The organism is Pseudomonas sp. E6002 (assembly GCF_013385565.1).
Lineage (GTDB): Bacteria > Pseudomonadota > Gammaproteobacteria > Pseudomonadales > Pseudomonadaceae > Aquipseudomonas.
In genome coordinates this window covers 311,865-330,969 of record NZ_JACAPT010000010.1, presented here as the reverse complement: position 1 = coordinate 330,969, position 19,105 = coordinate 311,865, and the positions used below count along the sequence as shown (strand labels likewise).

The 19,105-nt window shown below is 60.0% G+C and carries 25 protein-coding genes; 7 read left to right on the top strand and 18 right to left on the bottom strand.

All coding sequences use genetic code 11. From position 1 onward, the window contains the following. Position 1: 1 nt before the first annotated feature. The 8 genes from HX815_RS11685 to deoR form a co-directional block, all read right to left on the bottom strand. Positions 2-685 (bottom strand): HAD-IA family hydrolase, encoded by a 684-nt coding sequence (locus HX815_RS11685; RefSeq protein ID WP_177028280.1) that lies wholly within the window; start codon positions 683-685, stop codon positions 2-4. A 10-nt stretch (positions 686-695) separates the two neighbouring features. After that, on the bottom strand, positions 696-1,724 hold the full coding sequence (locus HX815_RS11680) for an ABC transporter permease (protein WP_003207754.1): 1,029 nt from the start codon (positions 1,722-1,724) through the stop codon (positions 696-698). Continuing rightward, positions 1,721-3,217: a sugar ABC transporter ATP-binding protein gene (locus tag HX815_RS11675; RefSeq protein WP_003207752.1), complete on the bottom strand. Its 1,497-nt coding sequence runs from the start codon at positions 3,215-3,217 to the stop codon at positions 1,721-1,723. The genes HX815_RS11680 and HX815_RS11675 overlap by 4 nt, the downstream gene beginning before the upstream one ends. Continuing rightward, a complete protein-coding gene (locus HX815_RS11670) occupies positions 3,210-4,196 on the bottom strand; it encodes a sugar-binding transcriptional regulator (protein WP_003207750.1) in 987 nt (328 codons plus the stop codon). Before HX815_RS11670 ends, HX815_RS11675 begins: the two co-directional genes overlap by 8 nt. Next, a complete protein-coding gene (locus tag HX815_RS11665) occupies positions 4,193-5,713 on the bottom strand; it encodes a ribulokinase (RefSeq protein ID WP_087693921.1) in 1,521 nt (506 codons plus the stop codon). The genes HX815_RS11670 and HX815_RS11665 overlap by 4 nt, the downstream gene beginning before the upstream one ends. Before the next feature lie 93 nt (positions 5,714-5,806). Beyond that, positions 5,807-6,823 carry a galactitol-1-phosphate 5-dehydrogenase gene (locus HX815_RS11660; RefSeq protein ID WP_256579610.1) on the bottom strand — a complete coding sequence of 339 codons (1,017 nt, stop codon included), beginning with the start codon at positions 6,821-6,823 and terminating at the stop codon, positions 5,807-5,809. A 93-nt stretch (positions 6,824-6,916) separates the two neighbouring features. Beyond that, the gene (locus tag HX815_RS11655) at positions 6,917-7,891 is read right to left on the bottom strand and encodes a substrate-binding domain-containing protein (RefSeq protein ID WP_003207745.1); all 975 of its coding nucleotides are present in this window, start codon (positions 7,889-7,891) and stop codon (positions 6,917-6,919) included. 171 nt (positions 7,892-8,062) lie between these two features. After that, a complete protein-coding gene (gene deoR / locus HX815_RS11650; protein WP_177028279.1) occupies positions 8,063-8,821 on the bottom strand; it encodes a DNA-binding transcriptional repressor DeoR in 759 nt (252 codons plus the stop codon). 143 nt (positions 8,822-8,964) lie between these two features. Here deoR and deoC point away from each other — a divergent pair, with 143 nt between their 5' ends. Next, positions 8,965-9,645 carry a deoxyribose-phosphate aldolase gene (gene deoC / locus HX815_RS11645; protein WP_003207741.1) on the top strand — a complete coding sequence of 227 codons (681 nt, stop codon included), beginning with the start codon at positions 8,965-8,967 and terminating at the stop codon, positions 9,643-9,645. A 138-nt stretch (positions 9,646-9,783) separates the two neighbouring features. On the opposite strand, the gene HX815_RS11640 is transcribed toward deoC, so the two are convergent. From HX815_RS11640 to arr, 5 genes are all read right to left on the bottom strand, one after another. Next, entirely contained in the window at positions 9,784-10,185 is a 402-nt protein-coding gene (locus tag HX815_RS11640) for a TonB family protein (protein WP_177028278.1), read from the bottom strand. A gap of 132 nt (positions 10,186-10,317) precedes the next feature. Continuing rightward, positions 10,318-10,740, bottom strand: a complete 423-nt coding sequence (locus tag HX815_RS11635; protein ID WP_003207738.1) for a hypothetical protein — start codon at positions 10,738-10,740, stop codon at positions 10,318-10,320. Positions 10,741-10,844: 104 nt separating this feature from the next. After that, positions 10,845-11,213, bottom strand: coding sequence for a VOC family protein (locus HX815_RS11630; protein WP_008435061.1), 369 nt, complete (start codon positions 11,211-11,213; stop codon positions 10,845-10,847). 48 nt (positions 11,214-11,261) lie between these two features. Continuing rightward, the gene (locus HX815_RS11625) at positions 11,262-11,468 is read right to left on the bottom strand and encodes a DUF1737 domain-containing protein (protein ID WP_008435062.1); all 207 of its coding nucleotides are present in this window, start codon (positions 11,466-11,468) and stop codon (positions 11,262-11,264) included. 71 nt (positions 11,469-11,539) lie between these two features. Continuing rightward, complete coding sequence (arr, locus tag HX815_RS11620; protein WP_177028277.1) at positions 11,540-11,956, bottom strand: NAD(+)--rifampin ADP-ribosyltransferase; 417 nt, start codon at positions 11,954-11,956, stop codon at positions 11,540-11,542. A gap of 92 nt (positions 11,957-12,048) precedes the next feature. On the opposite strand from arr, the gene HX815_RS11615 reads away from it, so the two are divergent. Continuing rightward, positions 12,049-12,507 (top strand): GNAT family N-acetyltransferase, encoded by a 459-nt coding sequence (locus HX815_RS11615; RefSeq protein WP_003207728.1) that lies wholly within the window; start codon positions 12,049-12,051, stop codon positions 12,505-12,507. 51 nt (positions 12,508-12,558) lie between these two features. Here the strand turns inward: HX815_RS11615 and HX815_RS11610 are convergent, their stop codons facing one another. Both HX815_RS11610 and HX815_RS11605 read right to left on the bottom strand, forming a co-directional pair. Continuing rightward, on the bottom strand, positions 12,559-12,876 hold the full coding sequence (locus HX815_RS11610; RefSeq protein WP_032899360.1) for a hypothetical protein: 318 nt from the start codon (positions 12,874-12,876) through the stop codon (positions 12,559-12,561). 5 nt (positions 12,877-12,881) lie between these two features. Then, the gene (locus tag HX815_RS11605; protein WP_023658806.1) at positions 12,882-13,043 is read right to left on the bottom strand and encodes a hypothetical protein; all 162 of its coding nucleotides are present in this window, start codon (positions 13,041-13,043) and stop codon (positions 12,882-12,884) included. Between the two features lie 354 nt (positions 13,044-13,397). Here HX815_RS11605 and xth point away from each other — a divergent pair, with 354 nt between their 5' ends. Continuing rightward, complete coding sequence (gene xth, locus HX815_RS11600) at positions 13,398-14,216, top strand: exodeoxyribonuclease III (RefSeq protein WP_003207724.1); 819 nt, start codon at positions 13,398-13,400, stop codon at positions 14,214-14,216. A 73-nt stretch (positions 14,217-14,289) separates the two neighbouring features. Here the strand turns inward: xth and HX815_RS11595 are convergent, their stop codons facing one another. Continuing rightward, positions 14,290-15,318, bottom strand: coding sequence for an alpha/beta fold hydrolase (locus HX815_RS11595; protein ID WP_177028276.1), 1,029 nt, complete (start codon positions 15,316-15,318; stop codon positions 14,290-14,292). A 219-nt stretch (positions 15,319-15,537) separates the two neighbouring features. Here HX815_RS11595 and HX815_RS31620 point away from each other — a divergent pair, with 219 nt between their 5' ends. From HX815_RS31620 to HX815_RS11585, 3 genes are all read left to right on the top strand, one after another. Next, positions 15,538-15,672: a hypothetical protein gene (locus HX815_RS31620; protein ID WP_023658805.1), complete on the top strand. Its 135-nt coding sequence runs from the start codon at positions 15,538-15,540 to the stop codon at positions 15,670-15,672. A gap of 82 nt (positions 15,673-15,754) precedes the next feature. Then, positions 15,755-16,582: a hypothetical protein gene (locus tag HX815_RS11590; RefSeq protein ID WP_177028275.1), complete on the top strand. Its 828-nt coding sequence runs from the start codon at positions 15,755-15,757 to the stop codon at positions 16,580-16,582. Positions 16,583-16,840: 258 nt separating this feature from the next. Beyond that, on the top strand, positions 16,841-17,164 hold the full coding sequence (locus HX815_RS11585; protein WP_177028274.1) for an adenylate cyclase: 324 nt from the start codon (positions 16,841-16,843) through the stop codon (positions 17,162-17,164). Between the two features lie 85 nt (positions 17,165-17,249). Here HX815_RS11585 and HX815_RS11580 read toward each other — a convergent pair whose 3' ends face one another. Together HX815_RS11580 and HX815_RS11575 are read right to left on the bottom strand one after the other, a co-directional pair. Continuing rightward, positions 17,250-17,738 (bottom strand): DUF2846 domain-containing protein, encoded by a 489-nt coding sequence (locus HX815_RS11580; RefSeq protein WP_177028273.1) that lies wholly within the window; start codon positions 17,736-17,738, stop codon positions 17,250-17,252. Positions 17,739-18,181: 443 nt separating this feature from the next. After that, the gene (locus HX815_RS11575) at positions 18,182-18,637 is read right to left on the bottom strand and encodes a hypothetical protein (protein WP_003207714.1); all 456 of its coding nucleotides are present in this window, start codon (positions 18,635-18,637) and stop codon (positions 18,182-18,184) included. A 77-nt stretch (positions 18,638-18,714) separates the two neighbouring features. On the opposite strand from HX815_RS11575, the gene HX815_RS31895 reads away from it, so the two are divergent. Then, positions 18,715-18,921, top strand: a complete 207-nt coding sequence (locus HX815_RS31895; protein ID WP_371135992.1) for a hypothetical protein — start codon at positions 18,715-18,717, stop codon at positions 18,919-18,921. Positions 18,922-19,105 lie beyond the last annotated feature (184 nt).

The following is a 19,105-nucleotide window of genomic DNA, read 5'->3' as shown; positions in this document are numbered from 1 at the left end:
GTCAGCGGTAGGCTGGCAACCCCCATCGCGCGAGGTCAAACGCCTCCAGGCTCAGCAGTCTTCCATCCGCATGCAGGAACTTCTCCTGCGGCATCGCCGGGTCCGGGATGGCCACGGCGTACATCCCGGCCGCCTTGGCCGCAGTGATGCCAAATGGCGAATCCTCGAACACCAGGCATTCAGCGGGCGTCACTCCCAGCCGCTCGGCAGCCACCAGGAAGATGTCCGGCGCCGGCTTGGCAGCGCCTACCTGAGGGTCATCGGCGGTGACGATGGCATCGAACAAGCAGAACCAGTCGCGGTGCAAGGTGGTTTTCAGTTCGAAATAGTGCCGCGACGAACTGGTACCCACCGCAATCGGCACACCGTGGGCCGACAAATGCCGCACCAGCGCCTGGGCCCCGGCCATGGCCGCCGCCTGGGGAAACCGCGCATTCATCAATGGTGTGCGTTCCTGCAAGAACGCCTCGGGGCTCATCGGCAAGCCCACGGCCTGCACGATATAGCTGGCCAGTTCATAAGCCCCCAGGCCGATGGTGTTCTGCTTCATGCTCCAGTCAAAGGTGCGGCCGTAGCGGTCGGCAATCAGTTGGGTGACTTCGGTATAGATGCCTTCGGTGTCGAGCAGCAGGCCGTCCATGTCGAAGATCACGGCCTTGATCGGCGCGGGTAGCGGTGCATTCATCACGGTGTCCTCAGGTGCGCCCGGCGTAATGGTCGATCAAGCGGTTGAGCAAAATCGCCAGCACGATGATCACCCCAGTGATCGCCATCTGGTAGAACGAGCCCAGCCCCAGCAGGTTGAAGATATTGCGCAACACCTGCAGCAGCATCACCGCCACCGCCGTGCCTACCACGCTGCCGCGCCCGCCGAACAGGCTGGTGCCACCCAACACCACGGCGGCAATTGCATCCAGTTCCAGGCCCTGGGCAGCGGTCGGTTGGCCGACGTGCAGGCGTGAGGTCATCAACAAGCCGGCGAATGCTGCCAGGCCGCCGCAGATGGCGAACACCGCAATCGTCACCGCCCGCACCGGCACGCCGGACAGCCGCGCAGCCTCCAGGTTGCCGCCGGTGGCCAGCACATACTCGCCAAACACCGTGTAGCGCAGCACCAGCCAGGCGATGACGGTGATCAGGATAAAGATCAGCCCCAGCACCGGAAACGCAATGCCAGCGCTGGGCCAGATGTCGATCATGGCCGAGCCGAACGAGGTGAAGCTGGCCGGCAATCCGCCAATCGGCGCACCGTCGGATGCCAGGAAGGTGGCCCCGCGCAGCGACACCAGCCCGGCCAGGGTGATGATAAAACTCGGCACCTTGCCAAACACCGTGAGGCTGCCCATCAAGGTGCCGATGGCCAGTCCCACCAGCAACGTGGCCGGCACCGCCAGCCAGCCGCTGACCTGCTGCTGCAGGAGCACCGCCACCAGGATCCCGCCGAAGGCACACAGGCTGCCCACCGACAGGTCGATATTGGCCGTAAGGATAACGAAGGTCATGCCGATGGCGATGATCCCGACAATCGCCCCCTGCTGGAACAGGTTGGCGATGTTGCCGAAGGTCAGGAAGTCGTCCGACAGGAACGTCGCCACCACCACCGCAAACAGAAAAATGAACACAAAGTTGTAGCGCATCACCCACTCCAGCACCGCACTGCGACGGCGGCTGGTGAGGGTGACGGGCTTATCGAAAACCGGGCTTGGGTTGCTTGCAATAGTCATGGTTCTACACTCGTTCTACCGATAAGGATGGCCTGGTCGATCTGGTCGCGACTGGCAGTCAAGGGGTCGAAACACAGCGCGTTGCGCCCCTCATGCATCACCCAGATGCGGTCGCAATTGACGTACAACTCGTCCAGCTCGCTGCTGGCGACCAGCACCGCCGCCCCTTCCTGCGCCAGGCTGCGGGCCAGGGCATAGAGGTCGGCCTTGGCGCCGACATCCAGGCCACGACTGGGCTCGTCCAGCAGCAACAGGCGCGCGCCGTCGATCACCCACTTGGCCATGACCACCTTCTGTTGATTGCCGCCGGAGAGCTGGCGTACCGGTTGCTCAAGGTTGTCGAGCTTGGTCTGCAAGCGCTGCAGCACCGGGCCGGCGCGGTCCTTGGCCTGGCGATGGGAAAACCAGTTCAAGTGCCGGGTGTGCACCAGGCAGGCATTGCGGTAGATCGGCGCATCCAGCAGCAGGCCTTCGGTCTTGCGGTTTTCCGGCACCAACCCGACGCCCTGGCGGATCGCCTGGCGCGAGGTTTGCGGCTGATAAGGCTGGCCAAACAGTTCAACATCGCTGTCGTTGCGCCCCACGCCAAACAAGGCTTTGAGCAACGTGCTGCGCCCTGCCCCGTTAAGCCCGGCAAGCCCGACAATTTCGCCCTGGCGCACTTCCAGCCCCTGCACGTCCAGGCCCTGCTCGCCTTGCAGCCGGCGAATATTCAGCGCCAGGTTGTCCCGCGGCGCCTGACGCGGGCTGCGTTCCAGCAGGTCGCGGTGCTCGCCGACCACGGCGGCGATCAGCGCCTGGTCGTCGATCTGCGCCAGCTCGTGGGTTTGCAGGGTTCGCCCGGCACGCAGCACCGTGACCCGGTCGCCGATCTCGCGAATTTCATTCAAGCGGTGGCTGACATACAGCACCGCCACACCCGCCGCAGTGATCTCGCGAATCACCTGGAACACCCGCTTGAGTTCGGTCTCGTTCAGCGCCGCCGAAGGCTCATCCATCACCACCAGCCGGGCCTCACAGGTCAGTGCCCGGGCGATGGCCGCCAATTGCTGGTTGGCAATCGACAGGCTGCCCACCCGGTCGGAACTCGAGAAGTTGGCCCCGACCCGCAACAGTGCGGCCTTGGCCAACGCACTGCGCTTGCCCCGGGAAATAATCCCGAAGCGCTGGGGCGCATAGCCGAGCATCAGGTTCTCTTCGACGGTCATCTGCGGGATCAGGTCGAGCTCCTGATAGATCATCGCGATCCCGGCCTGGCGCGCCTGTTGCGGATTCTTCAGTTCCACCCGCCGGCCCGCCACCGACATCTCGCCGCCATCCGGGCGATGGGCGCCGGCGACGATTTTCAACAGGGTACTTTTGCCCGCGCCATTGGCACCCAGCAGGCAATGCACCTCACCGGGCCGAACGTCGAGGGAGGCATCGGTCAGCGCCACCACATTGGGCGGAAAACGCTTGCTGACATGACGGATATCCAGGGCCAACTCACTCATGATCCTGCTCCAGCAAATAGCGGGCGGTGGCCGCGTCGGTGGCCAGCACATTGACGTAGCCGGCCTTGACGCTGGCGTGGACGATGCGGTGCTTCTGCGCGCCGACGCACACGGCAATGGACCAGGCCTTGTCGCGCAAGGCGGCCAACGGCAGGCCCAGGGTGCGGGCGTCGAGTTCGGGCATCACCGGTTCACCGTCCATGCCGATAAAGCGGCCCATGATGTCGCCGACCGCGCCCAGGCGTTCCAGCTCTTCGAGCAATGGCCGGTCGATGTAACCCGACTCCATCAACACCGAATGGTCAGACAACTCCCCCAGGCTGAAACACGCCACCGGCGCCTGTTGCCCGAGGCGCAATACCTGGGCGATCACCGGGTCCTGCTCCAGCGCCTCGCGGGTATGCGCATGCCCGAGAATCGCCGGCACCGGCAGCAACGTGGCCTGGCCACGGGCAGCCTGGGCGAAGCGCTCGGCGACGTTATGGCTGGACTCGCCCATCGAACGGGTATTGATCGCGCCGTTCAGCAGCACCACGTTGACCCCCTCGTTCCAGCGCGGCACCAGCCACTGGGCCATTTTGGTCAGGGTGCGGCCCCACGACACGCCGATCAGCGCCGGCATCGGCTGCAAGTTGCACAGGTAACGGGCGGCGGCCTGGGTCACCACGTTCAGCGCGGTGTCGGCATCTTCCACATCCAGCACCAATGCTTCACGCAGGCCGAAACGCCGTTGCAAAGCCACTTCCAGCTGCGGCAAGCGCGCCGAGCGGGCGACGATATCGATGCGCACCACCCCGCAATCCCGCGCCTCGCGCAGCAAGCGGCTGACTTGCCAGCGGGTCAGGCCGGTCTCCCGGGAGATATCGCTTTGGGTCTTTTCCAGGTCGTAATACAGCTTGGCCACCTGGACCATCAAGTCATCACGCTGGGAATCGGCCGACAACCGCGTGGCAAACGTTTCTTCAGGATGGGCGCTCATGCTGCCGGCCTTACGCCGAGCGTGCGGTTCGCCGGTGGCTTGCAACTGATGGGCGCAACGCTGTCGGTGGCGGCGCGGTAGCGGCCCAACAGCTCGATGTATTGCTCGTGGGCGTAAGGGTCGGGCTCGATCAGCCGGCCGATGGTGGTGAAGTCGGTAGCGGCTTCCTGCAAGGTGCCGAACTCGCCAAGGGCGCAGGCGGCAGCGGCGGCAGTGCCGATCAGGGTGAGGTTATCGTGGGGCACCATTTCGAACGGCACACCGGTGGCATCCACCGTGGCCTGCAACCATAACGGGTTCTTCTGGAAACCACCGGCGGCGACCACCCGGGTGATCTCGATGCCCTCGGAGCGCCAGGTGTGAAAGATGTTCGCCGAGCCCAGGGCAATCGCTTCCACCGAGGCGCGGTACAGGTCATGCCGGTCATGGTTAAGCGACAGGCCCATGATCGCCCCGCGCATGTCCGGCGAGCGGTACGGTGTGCGGTTGCCCATCCAGTAATCGAGCACCAGCAAGCCGGTGGAGCCGGGCTGCAGCTCTGCGGCCTGGCGGATCAGGCGCTGGTGCCCGGCATCGTCGAGGCCGAACATCTTTTGCGCCAGCCAGTTGAGGATCGAACCGGCGGAGACTTGCCCGCCTTCCATCAACCATTGGCCGTCGAGCAAGGCGCCGGGGTATGGGCCCCAGATGCCCGGTACGTCGATGCGTTGCGGGGTGTGCATCAGTTGCACCACCGAGGTACCGCCGATAAACAACAGCTCGCCGGCGCCAGTGGTGCCGGCACTGAGCATTGCCATGTGGGCGTCGATTCCGCCCTGGGCCACCAGCGTGTCGCGGCTCAGGCCCAGATGATTGGCGGCATCGGCGCTCAAAGGGCCGATCCGGCCACCGACCTTGATCACTTCCTGAGGGAGTTTTTGCGCCAGTTCAGGCACGCCCAGTTCAGCGTACAATTCCACCGGAAAACGCTGCTGCAGGGTGTCGTAATTCCACTTGCAACTGGCATTCAATTGGGAGGCGACCCAGCGCCCGGTCAACTGAAAGTTGATCCAGTCCACGGCCTCGCAAATACGCTCGGCGCGCTGGTAAACCTGAGGCTCGTGCTCGGCCAGCCACATGGCCTTGGGCACCAGCCATTCCACCGCGTCACCGCCCTGGTTCATCATCGGGTGGCTGACGTGGGCCGTGCGCGCCGACTCGGCAGCGGCGCGGCAATCCATCCATAACAACGCCGGGGCCAGGGGTTGGCCGTCCGCCTGGGCAACCACCACGGTGGAGGCTGTGGTGGCGACGCACACCGCCGCCACCTGCGGGTGCCCGGCCTGGGCCATCAACTGCCGGCAGGCCTTGCCCAGCGCCGACCACCAGTCCGCCGGCGCCTGCTCGGCCCAACCCAACTGCGGGTATTGCGTGGCATACGGCGCCTCGGCGACGTGTACCAGTTTGTGGCTGTGCAGGTCATACAAACCAGCCCGCACCCCACCTGTTCCGAAATCCAGTCCCAACAACAAGGTCATCGGTAGTTCTCCTGCGTCTTGTAACAACGCTTTTTGTTTTAAGCCCGGCAACGCACAGCCTCGTCGGGCTTGGCGACACACAGCTGACGCGGCTCAGGGACGGAAAATTACCTTGGCCGCGACTTCGCTGCGATCGGCATAGCGCTTGAACATCGCCGGCAATTCATCCAGCGGCAAGTCGTGGGTAATCATGAACTGCCACTGCAATTCACCGGAAGCCAGCTTGTCGATGGAGGCCGTCCACTCATCGCCCGGGAACGGTGCCGAGAACGAGTTCCAGGCGCCGTGCAGGGAGATTTCCTGGCGCAGGAAGTGCGAGAACGTCGCAGTGCTGAGGGCCACGTCACTGGTGGGAATGCCGATAAACACCACATGCCCGCCAGCCTTGGTCAGTTGCACGGCCTGGTTGATCGAGCTGGGATGGCCTGCCGCTTCAATCACCAGTTGGCAACGGGGCAACTCGGCATCCGCCGCGCCGCTGAGCAGGGTGTGGGTGGCGCCGGCTTCGCGGGCCATGGCGAGTTTCTCTTCGGCGATGTCGATGGCGACGATGTCCTTGGCCCCCATGATCCGCAGCCACTGGATCGCAAACAGGCCGATCGGCCCGCAACCTACCACTGCCCCGCTCTGCCCGGCCTTGAAGTCGGCTTTCCAGATCGCATGCAGGGCAATCGCCGCCGGGTCCACCAGGGACGCGGCAATCGGGTCCATGCCTTGGGGCACCTTGATCAGGTTGCTCAGGGGCACATTGACGTACTCGGCATACGCGCCGTCGCGCCGGCTGCCGAAGTAATCGTAGCGCTCCGAGCGGGACGGAAAGCCACGGGCATATTGGTCGCTGCTGACGTCCGGGATCATCGGCGGCACAGTCACCAGTTCGCCGATGGCGTAGCCGTCGACACCGCTGCCGATCTCTTCGATAAAGCCTGCGAATTCATGGCCGCAAATCAGCGGCATCACATGGGCGCCCTTGCTCAGCATGCGCGGGATATCCGAGCCGCACACGCCGCAGGCGGCGACCCGAACCAGCGCGTGGCCGGCCTTGACCGCAGGTTTTGGAACATCTTCGACCCGGATATCGCCCGGTTGGTACATGACGGCAGCTTTCACAGTGAATTCCTCTGTTGAGTGACGAGTGCGTTCGACCAGGCACCTCCCGCAAGAGGTGCCCGCAAAAATCCATAGCGTGGCGGCGCAGATCCGTCAGAGCGCGCCGGGGCGGTATTCGCCGAAGGTAGAGTCATGCTTGACCTCGGCCACGTTGGCCTTGGTCACCACCTGGGTGCCGGCGTCGACAAAGTTCGGCACCGACTTGCCGGCCGCCAGGGCCCGCGCCGCCTCGATGGCGACCTCGCCCAGGTAGCGTGGGTCGTTGAGGGCGGTGGCCACGTATTGATCGCCGCTCTGGATGGCATTCAAGGCCTCGGACAAGCCGTCGATCCCGGCCACGAGGACGTCTTTCTTGCCGCTTTCGGTGAGCACTTGCAGCGCGCCCATGGCCATGTCGTCGTTATGCGCGATCACCGCCTTGAGGTCCGGGTGCGCTTGCAGCAAATCCTGCATTGCCGTGACTGCGTTGGCGCGCATGTACTCGCTGTAGGGGCCGTCGATGATCTTGAAGTCGGTGCCGGCCAAAGCGGTGTGGAAACCCTTGCGGCGTTCTTTCATCACCGTTCCGCCGGCGTCGCCCTGGATCTCGATGATCTTGCCCTTGGTCACACCGCGCTGCTTGAGCGCGGCGAGCAGCGCCTTGCCGGACAGCTCGCCCATCTCGGCATTGTTACGGCCAATGGTGGTGGCGACCGGGGCATTGATTGCGCGGTCGACGGCAATCACCGGCACCTTGGCGCGTTTGGCGGCGTCGAGGGCCGCGCCCACGGCGTCGGGATTCACGGCATTGATGATGAGGATGTCGACCTTACGGGTCAGCAGGTCCTGGATATCGTTGTTCTGCTTGCTGATATCGCCGTTGGCGTCGAGGAAGATCAGCTCGTCGCCGCCCTTGGCCGCTGCAGCCTTGGCGCCGTCGCGCAGTTGTACGTAGAAGGGAGATTGCAGGGTGACCTGGCTGAAACCGATCTTCAGATCCTTGGCCTGGGCGTTCAGCGCCAGCGCCGAGGCCGCGACAGCCAGTGCAAGGGCCAGCACATGAACAGGTTTACGGGCTATCTGGAGCATGGTGATTCCTATTTTTATTGTTGTCAGGATTCGGGCACGGCCTTCAGGGAGGCCGTGCTCACAAATGTGAACCGCGATCACATTTGAAAAACTATGCCTTGCTCCCGAGAGTGTCAAGGCCAATTTGTTAAATTCCAAACAAATGAAATAAAAATCACAACGCTGTTTGAGTCAGATCAGCAGGATCGCCCCACTGTCCCTGATCACCTGCTGCTGTGTCGCCTCGAGCCCGGGGTCGCTGATCACCCGCTGGAAGTCCGACAGCTCGGCGAAGTGTGCCGCACGTACTTCGTCGAACTTGCTGTGGTCGGCCACCAGCACGCAGGTCTGCGCCCGCGCCATGACCCGGCGCTTGACCTCCACTTCGTTGAGGTTGTAGCAGGTCACACCGTGGGCGGCGCTGACGCCGGCCGCGGAAATGAACGCCCACGCCACACGGATGCCATCCAGGATGCCCGCCTCGGCATGGCTCTCGAAGACCATGTTGCGCCGGTGAAAAGTGCCACCGCAGAGGATGATGGTGCAGTGGGGCTTTTGCTGGAGCTTGAGCAATACGTTGAGGGAATTGCACAGCGCGGTGAACTCCAGGTCATCCGGCAACGCCTCGATAATGAACGGCGTGGTGGTGCCGCAATCGATAAACACCGTGTCGCCGGGGCGCACCAGGCTGGCGGCCAGCACGCCGATCTGACGCTTCTCGGCGACGTGGCGCTGGTCCTGTTCGGCGACCTGGTAATCGGGCTCCGGCGGCCCGCTGCGGGTTACGTGCCCGCCCAACAGGCGCAGGCCCTGGGGGCTGTCTGCCAGGTCGCGGCGCAGGGTCATTTCCGATACGCCCAGCAATGCGGCCATGTCACGCAAGTGAATCGCCGACTCGCCCTGCAAGGCCTTGTGCATGGCCCGAAATCTTTCGCTTTTCTTTGAATCCACTGCGTTCCAACCCTCGTTGAATGCGAGCCCTTGATCAGGGCAGTCACAAATTCCATTTACAATGTTATTTATTTAACATTTAATGCATCCAACTTAACACAAACCGCCTTTTCCCAGCACCTCATCCTTACAGGACACTTGCCATGCCGACTGATCCGTTGCCGCTCGCGGCCTATATCGACCACACCCTGCTGGCCGCCGATGCTTCCCAGGCGAGCATTCGCCAACTGTGCGCCGAGGCCCGCGAGCATGGCTTCAAGTCCGTGTGCGTCAACAGCGCCAACGTGCCGCTGGCCGCCGAATGCCTGCGCGACGCCGCGCCATTGGTCTGTGCCGTCGTCGGCTTCCCCCTGGGTGCGGGCTTGAGTGCGGCCAAGGCTTATGAGGCAAAGCTTGCGATCGAGGCCGGTGCAGGCGAGATCGACATGGTGCTGAACATCGGCTGGCTGAAGGATGGCCTGCTGGACCAGGTACGCGACGATATTGCCCAGGTGCTGGCGGCCTGCGGCGCGGTGCCGCTGAAAGTCATCCTCGAGACCGGCCTGCTGGATGACCAGCAGAAAACCCATGCCTGCAGCCTGTGCCGCGAGCTGAACGTGGCGTTCGTCAAGACCTCCACCGGTTTCGGCCATGGCGGCGCGACATTGGCGGATGTGCGCCTGATGCGCGGCGTGGTGGGGGCGCAGATAGGCGTGAAAGCGTCGGGCGGCGTGCGCGACCTGGCGACGGCCCAGGCGATGATCGAAGCCGGTGCTACGCGCCTGGGCAGCAGCTCCGGGATCGCCATCGTCAGCGGCGCAAAAGCGGCCGCGGGCGCCTACTGAGTTGAGTGCAGCGCTGGCGCCCTTTCACAACCCTTTCACAGTCGGGCGCCTATGGTCATCTCAGCTCCTGGTGAAAACCTTTAAGCCCGCGCTCCCCATCGCGGGCTTTTCTTTGCCCGGAATTTATCCGCAGATCAGCTACAGCCGGCGTGGCGGTGAGCCGGCGCAGGCCACGCCCTCCAGGCAGAATACAAACGGGGCTACCACTTGAATTTCGCCTTTGAGCAGCATTGAGGGTGGAGGCGCAGGCACTGGCGACGCCGCCGGAACGAATCTCTCCACGGCGCTGACGAACAGATCCGAACCTGTATGGCTGATGACTCTGTGGCGTATCAGGTTGCCTTTGGCGTCGACCACGAATTCAACCCTGACCAGGCCGGTCAATCCTTGCAGGCGAGCTTCTTCGGGGTACGACTTGAAGTGATTGAGGTGAGTCAGCAACTGGTATTCCCATAAGCGTTGTTCTGCCAGTTGTTCCCGGGTGGGGCCGCTCGTGCAGGCACAAAGCAGTAAGACAAGTGCGATCCAGCTGTATTTCATAAACGCAGTTCCGTTGACGTTTGGTGTGCAAGGTGAGGCTAATCAAGGCTCGGTGCGTCAGCGTGTTATCCAGGTCGAACAGAATGGCCCGTGGGTACACGAATGCTTCTTGTGGAAAACCAAATCTGCCTCTCAGGCGGTGGTACTGACGATGGAGCCGGTACCGCTTCCACCGTCGGAAGTCAGTGCCTGCAACAACGCCGAAGACGCAGACTGCAATGCAGCTGCCGTTGCGGCAATCTGCGCCTGGGCGGCAGCCACGGCGGCCGCTTTGGCGTCTGCGCTTTGATTGCTGGCCTGGGCCTTTTGCATGTTTTGCTGCTGCTCTTGAAGCTGCTTTTGCAACTCCGCAATCTGCTTTTTCAGCGCCTTGACGGTGTCGGACTCCTGCGACGTGGATGCCGCCTGGCCGCCACCTGCAGCGGGCGCACTTTTGGCACCCGTGTCCGGGTTGAGACTCAGGGTTCCAGAGTCTTCGGTCTTGGAGCTATCGCTGACGCTGGCCGGACTTGGGTTGGCGGGTACTGAAGCGAGACTGCTGACGTTCGTGATCATGTCAAATATCCAATTCCGGTATCGATGTTAATTGATCGGCGCTTAAGCTGATTACTTTAACCCGTTATCGACCCTACCGAACCTGGCGACAACAGCGGACCAATTCAGCGGCAAGGTCTCGAAAAGACGTTGACCAGGCTTCCATCCGGATCACGCAGCAATACCGAAGTGTTGCCCCATGGCATGACCGTCACCGGCATCACCACGTCAGCCCGACCGATACGCAGCAGGACGGCCTCCACATCGTCCACTTGAAACTCCAGGATCGCCGAACGGTTGCTGGCGGCGACTGCCAGTCCATCGTTGTGAAGGCGGACCAGGCGCTCATCGGCTATGGCCAGGACGACGCCGTCGAGGTGAATTTCAGCGAACCCGTCAGCCAGGTGCCTTGGCTCGACAGTCGAGAGGTTGTGATAGAACTGAACGAGCCGTTCAAAGTGGTTGGTAACGAGACGAACAGACGAGAATTTCATCATTTGACCTGACAGGAGTGAGAGAACTCACCTTAATTCAAGCCCGCGTCAGTTCCTGACAGTAGTGTTGTTATCGGCGTTCCAAACGACAGCCTGTGCCACCACCACGTACTCGCCATTGAAGGTTGCCGCTGGCGAGCCGTAAAGCTGGTAACCCAGCGCGAGCGCTTCAGAGACCCGGTGACAGAAGGAGGCATCGTCCTTGCCTGTCAGGATCCGATAGGTAGGTAGGCCTTCAGGAGGGGAATTCTGCATGGGAGCACCTGCTGGAACAGTTAAGGAAAGCCACTTGGCGATCGGGTGACGCCGGCTTGTTCCCGATGATATCAGTCGATGATCACATCGCGCCCCTCGGCCTTCAAGCGCGCGAGGTTGTCCTTCATCTGCTGCAACCGTTCAGGCGGATGCCCGTGCCATTTCGTGACCTCCGCCACGACGCGCAAAGGGTCAGTGGAGCGATAGGAAAGCGTGGGATTGCCGGGAAACTTCTTATCCGTCACGTTGGGGTCATCCATGATTGCCCCCGTTGGCTCCACAACATAAATCCCTTCCCGCCCACTGCCGAGCGCCAGCTCAGCCCCCCAGATGGCGGCATCCAGCGTGCCCGCAAAGTAAACCCAGGACAGTGCTTTACCTTCTGTAAAGTTGGACGGGTAGCCGACGCGGATCAGATCGCCGGGCTCCAGGTCGGCCCGGGTGCCGTGAAAGAACTGACGGATGAACATGCCAGCGGTATTTGACATGGGCTCGTTGCTCCGTGGATGAATGTTATGTTTGGATGCGAATGCCCCCATCGGCGGGGTTCCTCTATACCACCGCACCTCAGGAAACCGTTGTGACGAATCTGACCATACGACGCGCCAGTATCGACGACTTGCCTTTCATTGTTTTGCTGCTGGCAAATGACTCCCTGGGGGCTGTTCGAGAAGATAGCAGTCTTCCGCTTCAGAGTTCCTACACACGAGCGTTTGAGGCCATCGACGCAGACCCGAACCAGTTTCTTGCCGTCGCTGTGGCTGATGAAGAGGTGGTCGGTACTCTCCAACTTTCTTTCATTCCGAATATTTCTCATCGGGGCGCATGGCGAGCTCAAATCGAAGCCGTCCGCGTGCACGAGCGAATGCGTGGGAGCGGATTGGGCCGGCAATTCTTCGAATGGTCGTTTGAGCAAGCACGTCAGCGCCACTGCCAACTGATCCAGCTTACCTGTGATCGTACGCGGCCAGATGCTCATAGGTTTTATGAGTCCCTGGGGTTCTTGCCAACCCACACAGGCTTCAAGATGAAGCTGTGACCATTTGAGGCGAGCTGGCCCGGCGTTTGATTGCCGGGCCAGAGGGCGGAGTCAAAGCAATACAGTAGCAAGCATGCCCAAGGCGCCGAGGACAAACCCGATGAGTGCGCCACGCCCTGGTGCTTCATGGAACAGCGCCCAGACCACCACGGGCTCAAGCAGCAACAGGGAGGTGACTGAGACCACGGTGACGACCCAGATATCACCGACCGCCACGTAACCCAGCCAATACGCACCCAACAGGCAAAGCCCGGCAAAACACATCAGCACAACGGGAAGGACGAACGCCTCCCATGAACCATGCCCTGTCTGGGCAAGCCTGGCGGTTACCACCTCGCTGTAGATTGCACAAAACTCCCCCACCACCATCAACCCTAGAGCAGAAACTCCGAGTAGTTCTTTGGACATATCAAAAACTCCTTCGTATTCAACGCAATATTTTTCAGCTCCCAGCGAGCAATGCCGCTGCCCAGGAGCGTGATGCAGTGATACGAAGCAGCCTTGAACAGGCCTGAATTACCGAAGTGCTTTTCCATGCTCATGTCCTTCAAAGGGTGAGTCTCAGCGCCCGGAAAAGGGCGCTCGCTGCGATCATACGTTCCGACAGCCCGCCTGAACAACCTGCCCCCTCTCGGTCTGCCGCGAAGTGCTTCTGCAGGATCAGTGAGCGTTGAACCAGTCTGGGGCACAACCGGAAAATGACACCAATGGTCGTTTCAAAAACAGGTTCCGGTCGTAATGTCAGTGAGCAAAAGCAGGCTTGCTGTAGTCGAAAAGAGGCTTTGCGACTACACCGGTATAGGGGACATCGCCAAATGAGCAAGGGTAGTCCCCCTACCCCCACGGTGGCCGAACACCCGGCGCACCCGGCACATTGAAGGACCGACGCCATGCAGAACCTCAAGATCGCGACATTCAATGTCAACGGCATAAAGACGCGACTGCCCAACCTTCTGCAGTGGCTGGAAAAGGAGCGCCCGGACATCGTCTGCCTGCAGGAACTGAAGGCGCAAGACAACGCGTTCCCCGCTGGAGAACTTGAGGCGGCGGGCTATGGCTCATTGCACCATGGCCAGGCATCCTGGAACGGAGTGGCAATCCTCGCGCGGGATTCCGAACCCCTTTTGATCCATAAGGGCCTGCCGGGAGCCAAGGACGACTCGCAGTCTCGATACCTGGAAGCGGCTGTCCATGGCGTGATTGTCGGATGCCTGTACCTGCCCAACGGCAACCCTCAACCCGGGCCAAAATTTGATTACAAGCTCGCGTGGTTCGAACACCTGATCTCCCACGCTGCAACACTGCAGGCCAGCGAACATCCCGTGGTCCTGGCCGGTGACTACAACGTGGTGCCCACCGACCTGGACATCTACAACACCCGCTCATGGCTCAAGGATGCCCTCCTCCAGCCAGAAAGCCGTGAGTGCTTTCAAAGGCTGCTTTCCCAGGGCTGGATCGACTCGCTGAGGCAGCTGTACCCGGAAGAGCGGGTGTACACGTTTTGGGATTATTTCCGTCAGCATTGGCAGAAGAATTCCGGGCTGCGCATCGACCATCTGCTGCTCAACCCGGTACTCGCGCCGTACCTGAAAAACGTCGGCGTAGATGCATGGGTACGGGGTGAAGAGCATGCCAGTGATCATGCGCCGACGTGGATCGAGATCTCATCACGGCAAACCCGGTCAAGAAAGAAGCCAAAACGCAGTTGATCACAAGCCACGACGCAGACTATCGGCACGCGTGCCGGTACCCGACTCACCCATCCCAAGGTGTGATCCGGGCTTACTGATGGGGCACGAATTTCGCGAGCATCAGCCAGCGACTTATGGCCGCGACGAGTTCGGTCTTGCACTCCACCGGCAGCCAATGCCCGCCAGGCAGGCTCGTCACTGTGAGGTCTGCGCAGGCCGCGCGCATTGGATCGCCCAACTGATTGCCGTTGATGGTATTCATCGGGTCGTAATCACCGTTCACAAACAGGACGGGCATGGACAGGCGGCCGCCATTGGGTGCGCGATGGGCGTATTCGATGTTGGCATCGTCGTTCAGATACCACGCGCAGGGCGTGCGGAAACCATGCTCCTCGAACGTGCGCACCAGTGCCGCGAAGTCCTTCTCGGGCCAGAGCGCCGAGTCTGGTGGGGTCGGGGGAGCTCGGTGCGCTTCGCCAAACCGCCCGCCTTTGCGGGTCACTTCGGCATTGGAGGCGACCCTGGCGATGCTTGCAGGGTCGCCTCTTCGATAAATCGACGCCAGCGATGCTGCTTTGTCCGCGTCAAGATCAGCCACGGCGGACGCAAAATGCGTGTTGTAGTAGCGGTAATAGTCCCATTGGCCGTCTGGATACTGGTCGACCGGGTAAATCCCTCGGTCAACCAGCGGTATGAGCGTCGCCAGCGCGTTCGTGGAAGGAAAGTACGGAACCGAAACCAGCACAACGCCGCGGCTGCGCCAAGGTTCATGGGCGACCAGTTCACCGGCCACGACGCTGCCCCAATCGTGGCCCACCCAGATGGCGGGCGTTCCACCGAGATGGTCATGCAGCTCCGTCATGTCTGCCACGATGTTTTCAATCGTGTACGCATTGATCGCGGCCGGCGCCGAAGAGCCGCCATAGCCGCGCATGTCGGGTGCGACGCAGTGCCAGCCTTGGGCAGCGAACGCTTCCATCTGTGCACGCCAGATCAAACCGAGTTCGGGCCAGCCATGCAGGAACATCATCAATGCCCCATCGGCAGGTCCCGATTCCAGATAATGCGTTGTGTGACGGGGCGTACTGAAGATGCGCGAAGTCAGCTTGAAAGTGGACATAGGATCTCCTCATGTCATTCCGGCGCGATGTCTCACTGTAGGTCACCTCGGGTGAATGAGCACCACTGCCCGCATATTTTCAGGTCGCGCTTATCCTGGGAGCGGGAGCAAAAGAACTGAAGCAATCACACGTCAATCAACGTTGTAGAAAATTTGAATTAGCCAGTTGCCCGGCCGGTCAAGAATTATGAACGCAGTAAATCTGACGAGGTAACAGCAATGACTATCCAGGCAGAGACACTCGTACAACTGACCGAAGCCCTGCAAGAGCGAGGCATGCATCTGGTTTCAGATGTTCACTTCACCCGCGCGCCCTATCGGCAGAATCACCTCTGGGTCTGCACCGTAGCGTAACGATCCCTTATGATGCATGCCTGCCAGAAGGTCGCCAACCGCGACAGATGGATCAATGCGAACACTCTTATGGATAAGCCCGATGCGGATCAACGTTCTGACAATTTCCCTGGCCACCTTGATGATGACCGGGTGTGCCAACCATGGCGCCAAGCCTTCGACGCACGCGCTGGCGACTCAAGATAACGTAGTTGGCATCTGGGCCATGGTTCCTCTGCGCAACGGAATTGCCAACGTGGTCGAATACAGCGCAGATGCCAAAGCCACATTGCATCCATTCAACTGCGCTGAACCCGGGAAGCACCAGGAAAAAGAAGTGAGCGACTTCAAGGTGTCCGACGATGGAAAGGTCATCCATCTCAAATCACCTTCAGACAACTTCGACCTGAAGGTCCTGGCATTCGACCCGCAGACCATGACGCTGAGCATGGATGTTTCGGATACGAGCCTGACCTTCAACTACGTGAAAGTCAGTAACGTCGCACCGCTGTGTGCCCTTTATCCAAACGCCGCCGCTGAAGCTGCGCGCAAAACCCCTTTCAAGGCCAGTGACTTTGTAGCGGATCCCGGGATACCTGCCCACTCCGGTATGGAGCGATATATTGGCAAGTGGGCAAATGACAAAGGCGAGCTAGAGGTAGAAGTCATCATGGGTCCCAACGGCAGTGCCTACCTCTACATGGCCTCCAGCAAAAACTGGCACTTTCTGTACAACGAGGTGCATTGGGTAGGCGACGAACTGCATTTTGAAAGCTATGCCTATTCAGACCTTCCCTCTCTTTACAGCCACCCTTTCCATAAATCCAAGACCCACAGCATTCTTCAGCCGAGCGGCGACGGAGGATTAGGTTATTCGATCTTTATCGAGAAGCGTCGGTACGAATTTCTATTGAGCCGGGCGAAGAACTGAGGTTGAGGCAGCGCAGTACTGTTGCGATGACCGGGCGGTGCATCTGCAACAGAGAAAATCAGCGGCGATTCAGTGCGCATGAGGTCAACGCAGGATTACTAACACGAAGCAAGACCGAATAGGCGCGTCGTTAGAGGATATCGAAAGCCCTTGAATTCGTCTCTTTAGGTCAAATATGTTTTGTGTTTACCTCCCTGTTTAGAGAGCACTGGGCAGGCCCATGATGCGCGATCACCAATCTCTGGAAGATCCTGCCTCATGTCGACTTCAGCAACCAAACCTCCATTCGCCGGCAAAACGTTTGAAGTGCGTTACAACGGTTTAACCGCGCTCAACATTTATGCTGAGGATGGCCAAAGTCTCAGCTATGAAATCATCGGCGGCGATCTCAAGGGCGCTAAAGGAAAGGTCAACTACGAATGGAAGGCTATCTCACCAACTGCTTTCGTGATCACCTGGCAAGAAGCTGATGGTTCGACCGTAGTTCACATCGACGACTTTGCGGCCGAGACTTCGCTCTCTTTCTACACAACCCCCACCCTCGAGCTGTACCGCCTTGAAGGCTCGCTGACTAAGGTGTAGAAACCGATAATCGAATTCCGTTACACATTAGTCGCCCGCCAAAGTGCGGGCCCATCCGCTTACCTAGATATCGCCCGCCGTCGGGCTAGATCGCCTCAACCTTTCTACATTGAGAAATCTCGGGCAATGCCTGATCTGCAGACACTTTATTGAGCTGCCACTGCAGGTCAACAGCGACGGCATTGAATCGTTTTGCCTGCACTCTCGTGCTATTGGATGTGAGGCTAACGTAGGAGGCATCTGAGCGTTTAACATCGACGGCAGTGGTCGTGGTACCGCCCTCAAGATCGGAATTGCCCAAGATTCCGGCCTTCCATTTCTGGGTGATCGTGTGCTCACCTGGCGCAACAGGCACGGCTACATAACCGCCGTTCTCTAGAGATGCTATCTGCTTTCCGTCCAAAGAAATCAAGGCGGTCATTAGGCCCATATCGTAATTACTGGGCCGGTAGACATAGAGAACACCATATTGAGAATCCACGTTTTCAAGTGGCGTGAATTTTGGCCCTGTCATCGTGCAGGAGCTGAGGAGCCCCAACCAGAGAAATGCTGAAATCTTCCATGCTCGTGTCATAACCGCTCCATTCTGATTAAGCCCTTGATGATCAACACTGCCGTTCCCTCAATCACTCATGCTATTCGGCCTTTATCCATTCGATTATAAAGAAACGATCCAGGCAAACCTGGCACAGAACCAGCCAGATCAAGAGGCAAATAAGTAACGTTACTTGAGCGAACCGATACAAGCCTATGCCGGCTTCCTCGGGCGCAGATTCGGGTATGCCGTCTGCGTGGTGGTCAATGCGAAAGTATCTACGGGGGCTATGACAGACAAGTGCTATGAATGTTCCTGCCTCGCGGCGAAAACTAGCGACAAACTACCAATCCTGCGCGAAACAACACCATGGCTAGAATGAAGTGTGAGAGGCTGGGCCTAAGGGTATAGCGCTCTCCTCTCAGGTGCCTTATCTAAGACCAAGAAGCCCGACTATGTGCGGGCTTTTTTTGAGATCGTATTTACTGTGGAGCGCTAGGCATTGGTAGCAGCGAGGCTTGAGGTAATGCAACAGCAGAAAGGTTTCCTGTCGCGTCTTCTGGCAATGTGTACATGGCGCCTGTCAGCGGATCTACGATCAGCATACCGATCAAACCGCCAATCAGCAGGTTCCCCCAATACCAGCCGCTCACTGTAGATTTCAGGGGAACTGTCGTCTCGGTGTAACCGTCCTTTTGGAAGGTGACTGTATAGCTTTGGCTTTGAAAGTAGCCTCGGCTCGTCTCCAAAAGTGCCGTGCCGGGCGTAACCCCCTTCAGTAGCACGCTGCCCTTGCTGTCTTTGATTACATAGTTGGCATTTGTAGGCAGGCTGTACAGCCCAACCTTTGGCTTGCTATCGCTCACGATACTCGCGCAGCCGCCCAGGAACGTCATTGCTGCAAGTAGTGTGGCTCCCGCCACCTTCCCCATCTTCATACCATCACTCCGTTGCGCCTTCATTGGCATAGCTGATGCTCAGCCGGGCGCGATTGTATCGGAATGATGGCAATTAGATATCAATTCGGTGCCCGGCCTCGGCTGAACTGGCAGCCCAGATCGCCCAGTTCCTGGCCAGCGGCGGCCAGATCGAAGAAGCGGCGCCGATCGGTTACAAGCCCAGGCCAATCGCCTACAGCTACCAAGCGCTTGGGCGTCGCTATCCACATCGTCGAGCCGTTCGACGGCGACACCGGGCCATACACCTACATGCCTCCCGGTGAGCGGCGGGCGAGGTATGCACGCATGAAAAACTCGGTGGCTAAAGATGTTCTCGATGAAATGACGAAGGATGAGCTGGTTGCCTGGATCAGGAACCAGCACTTTTTCCGCCCCATACCACCGTCGTGATGACCGAGCAGTACATCCGCAACCGCAAAGGCAAGAAAGTCTCACCAACGAAGTGAT